3 protein-coding genes are annotated in these 4057 nt (G+C 68.4%); 2 read left to right on the top strand and 1 reads right to left on the bottom strand.

Annotated elements, in window-relative coordinates:
- The first annotated feature begins 149 nt into the window (after nt 1-149).
- Complete coding sequence (locus tag JNW98_RS30790; protein ID WP_223771589.1) at nt 150-1526, top strand: phosphatase PAP2 family protein; 1377 nt, start codon at nt 150-152, stop codon at nt 1524-1526.
- A 430-nt stretch (nt 1527-1956) separates the two neighbouring features.
- Here JNW98_RS30790 and glnA read toward each other — a convergent pair whose 3' ends face one another.
- Nucleotides 1957-3366 (bottom strand): type I glutamate--ammonia ligase, encoded by a 1410-nt coding sequence (glnA, locus tag JNW98_RS30785; protein ID WP_223771588.1) that lies wholly within the window; start codon nt 3364-3366, stop codon nt 1957-1959.
- A 197-nt stretch (nt 3367-3563) separates the two neighbouring features.
- Between glnA and JNW98_RS30780 the strand changes: the two genes are divergently transcribed.
- Nucleotides 3564-4031 (top strand): RDD family protein, encoded by a 468-nt coding sequence (locus JNW98_RS30780; protein WP_223771587.1) that lies wholly within the window; start codon nt 3564-3566, stop codon nt 4029-4031.
- The last annotated feature ends 26 nt before the right edge of the window (nt 4032-4057 follow it).

The following is a 4057-nucleotide window of genomic DNA, read 5'->3' as shown; positions in this document are numbered from 1 at the left end:
GATGGACAACGTCAACTCCGCGTACTGACGTCACCCACCGTCACGCAGCCTGACCGCAGAGCAACCCTCCAGCGTACGGCCCCCCACCTGCCCACACCCCCACAGATCCAACCAAATCCTCCGAACGGTTGACGTCTATAGTGTTCTGAGTGTTCGCGCGAATAAGCAGCAGAGGCAAGTTCGCCGCGTGGCGGCAACCTCGGGTGATCCTGTGGGCCGTGGCGGGCGTGGTGACGCTCGGATTCCTCATCGCGCTGGAGTTCGCCGCGCGTCGCTACGGCAACGAACCGGGCCCCCTGGTCACCCAGGCGAAGGAACTCGTCTTCCCGCCGAAGCCGGGCCCGCTGTACGCCGGCCTGGCGCTGACGATGGTGGTCCTCACCTGGCGGCAACGCCTCATCGCGGCCGCCTTCGCGGTCGGCATCGACGTCCTCTTCGTCCTCGGGCGCTGGGCCGCCGACGTCAAGGTGACCGACGGCCGCTACTTCGGCAACGGCGCGCTGTGGGCGGTGCTGGGCGTCGCGGTCTTCGCCCTCACGCGCCGTACCGGCCGGGAACGCGTCCTGCTGCTGAAGGGCGTCGGACTGGGCCTGCTGCTGGTGGCCGGCCGCAAGATCGGCGACACCTGGCTCATGATCACCTGGGAGACCCGCCCGAAGGTGCTCGACCAGTACGTGGCCACCGCCGACCACGCGCTCGGCAACCCCTCATGGGTCGCGGGCCGGATCCTCAAGGCCACCGAGCCGATCGGCCCCCACGTCCTCGACCTGGTCTACGCGCACCTCGCGGTGGCCGCGATCGTCTTCGCGCTGTACCAGCTCCGCAACGTGGCGTCCGAGCGCCGCTTCCCGACCCACCACCTGGTCCGCACCTTCCTGGTGATCGGCCTCGTCGGCCCGGCGTTCTACATGCTCTTCCCCGTGGTCGGCCCGGTCTTCGCCTACGGCCCGGGCGCCTCCGGCACCGGCGGCGTCGAGTGGGCGACGGCCAACATCTGGCCGCACACCCCGCCGGCGCTCGGCATCCCGCACGCTTTCACGTACGACACCCTCACCCCGCGCAACTGCATGCCCAGCCTGCACACCGCCTGGGCCACCGCGATCTTCATCCACTCCCGCAAGGGCCCCCGCTGGGTGCGGTACGGCGGCGCGTTCTGGCTGGCCGCCACCATCAGCGCGACCCTGGGCTTCGGCTACCACTACGGCGCGGACGTCATCGCCGGCGTGGTCTTCGCCCTCACCATCGAGACGGCCGTGCGCCTCTTCGACCGCGGCCCGGACCGCTCGGGCATCCTGCTGATCGCCTACGGCACGACGGTCTTCACCGCCTTCCTCCTCGCCTACCGCTTCCTCCCGGTGGAGATGGCCGAGAACCCCTGGCTCTTCGGCCCCCTCCTCATCCTGACCACCCTCTCGGTCATCTACGCCTACCTCCGCACCACCCGCCAGTGGGACGCGAAACCGCTACCCCCCCTCACCCCCCACCCAGACCTGGAACGCCCAGAACCCCAGCCCGAACCGGTCTGACCCGCACTCCCACCGCCCCGCGCGGCCACGCGAACGACGTGGGCCGCCACCCCGACCCCGGGGTGGCGGCCCTCGTCGTTCACCGGGCACCGTTATGTCGTACGGCAGACCGCCCGGCGGCATGACTCAAGAGAGGGCACCGTGACGAGTTCGATCCCGTGGAAAGAGCGCCTGGCCACCGGTACGGAAGCGGTGCAGGACGACGTGGTCCGCTGGTATCAGGACACACGAGAGGGCAAGGCGTACGTGCCCACGATGATCTGGGGAACTCTCCAGACCGAGGCATACGCCACCGTGATCCTTGGACCCACTGCCAACTCCCGCAAAGGGCGAGAGCCGCCACCCGGTCGTCGGGTGGCGGCTCTCGCCGTGGTGCTGTGTCGCGCCGGGGAGCGGCCGGGGGGTTCACCCCGGGCGTCCGGCCCGCTTCTTAGAGGTCGAAGTACAGCTCGAACTCGTGCGGGTGCGGGCGGAGCTGCATCGGGGCGATCTCGTTGGTGCGCTTGTAGTCGATCCAGGTCTCGATCAGGTCGGAGGTGAAGACGCCGCCGGCCTGGAGGTACTCGTTGTCGGCCTCGAGGGCTTCGAGGACGGCGGGGAGGGAGGTGGGGACCTGGGGGACGTTGGCGTGCTCGTCGGGGGCGAGCTCGTAGAGGTCCTTGTCGATCGGCTCGGCGGGCTCGATCTTGTTCTTGACGCCGTCGAGGCCGGCCAGGAGGAGGGCCGAGAAGGCGAGGTACGGGTTGGAGGACGGGTCCGGGGCGCGGAACTCGACGCGCTTGGCCTTCGGGTTGGAGCCCGTGATCGGGATGCGCATCGCGGCGGAGCGGTTGCGCTGCGAGTAGACCAGGTTGACCGGGGCCTCGAAGCCGGGGACCAGGCGGTGGTACGAGTTCACCGTCGGGTTGGTGAAGGCCAGCAGCGACGGGGCGTGCTTGAGGATGCCGCCGATGTAGTAGCGGGCGGTGTCGGAGAGGCCCGCGTAGCCCTGCTCGTCGTAGAAGAGGGGCTCGCCGCCGGTCCACAGGGACTGGTGGACGTGCATGCCGGAGCCGTTGTCGCCGAAGATCGGCTTGGGCATGAAGGTGGCGGTCTTGCCGTTGCGCCAGGCGACGTTCTTCACGATGTACTTGAAGAGCATCAGGTCGTCGGCGGCGGCCAGCAGCGTGTTGAACTTGTAGTTGATCTCCGCCTGGCCTGCGGTGCCCACCTCGTGGTGCTGGCGCTCGACCTGGAGGCCGGCCTTGTCCAGCTCCAGGGAGATCTCGGCGCGCAGGTCGGCGAAGTGGTCGACCGGCGGGGCCGGGAAGTAGCCGCCCTTGTAGCGGACCTTATAGCCGCGGTTGTTCTCCACCGCACCGGTGTTCCAGGCGCCCGCCTCGGAGTCGATGTGGTAGAAGGACTGGTTCGCCGACGTCTCGAAACGGACGTTGTCGAAGACGTAGAACTCGGCCTCGGGGCCGAAGAACGCGGTGTCGGCGATGCCGGTGGACGCGAGGTACGCCTCGGCCTTCTTCGCCACGTTCCGCGGGTCGCGGCTGTACTGCTCGCCGGTGATCGGGTCGTGGATGAAGAAGTTGATGTTGAGCGTCTTGTCCCGGCGGAACGGGTCCACGCGCGCCGTGGACAGGTCCGCGCGCAGGGCCATGTCGGACTCGTGGATGGCCTGGAAACCGCGGATCGACGAGCCGTCGAACGCCAGCTCCTCCTCCGGGTCGAACGCCGCCGCCGGAATGGTGAAGTGCTGCATCACACCCGGCAGGTCACAGAAACGGACATCGACGAACTTGACGTCCTCGTCCTTGATGAACTTCTTGGCGTCGTCGCCGTTCTGGAACATCCAACCCTCCTAGCCCGGCCGTCAGCGGTCGGGGATTGCTTCGGTGGTGCTGCGGCCGACCCTAGAGAGACCGGATTTCCCAAGCATGACCCATTTGTTTCGCCGAGGTTAACCGGAGCGCCGCGAAATGATCATCGAATCGGGCGGACGCCTACCCGGCCGGTAGTGATCGCAAGCCTTCCCAGTACCGTGGTCGGGTGGACAAAAGGCAAGCAATCGGCTCGTGGCTCTCCGGCCCCCGCGCGGCGGCGGAGCAGATGGGCATCGACTTCGGCTACCGCGGGGAACAGCTCGGTCTGCCGGAACACGGGCCGGGCTCGGTCGCCCCGCTCGGACGGCGGTTCGCCGCGATCTTCATCGACTGGGGCCTGAGCATGCTCATCGCATACGGCCTCTTCGCCCGGGGCGACGTCCACCGGGCGAGCAACTGGGCGCTGCTGGTGTTCTTCCTGCTCAGCGTGCTCACCGTCGGCACGGTCGGCTTCACCCCCGGGAAGCGGCTGCTCCGCATCCGGGTCATCGGGGAGAGCGGCGACCGGCTGACGTTCCCCAAGGCCCTGGTGCGCAGCGTGCTCCTGCTGATCGTCATCCCGGCCGTCATCTGGGACCGGGACACCCGAGGGCTGCACGACCGGCTCTCGAAGGCCGTTCAGGTGCGGTTCTAGCGTTCTGGCGGGGCTTTGAAACGGGG

The organism is Streptomyces huiliensis (assembly GCF_020037025.1).
Lineage (GTDB): Bacteria > Actinomycetota > Actinomycetes > Streptomycetales > Streptomycetaceae > Streptomyces > Streptomyces huiliensis.
Note: the sequence above shows the minus strand (reverse complement) of the source record. Positions and strands in the feature narration are given on the sequence as shown.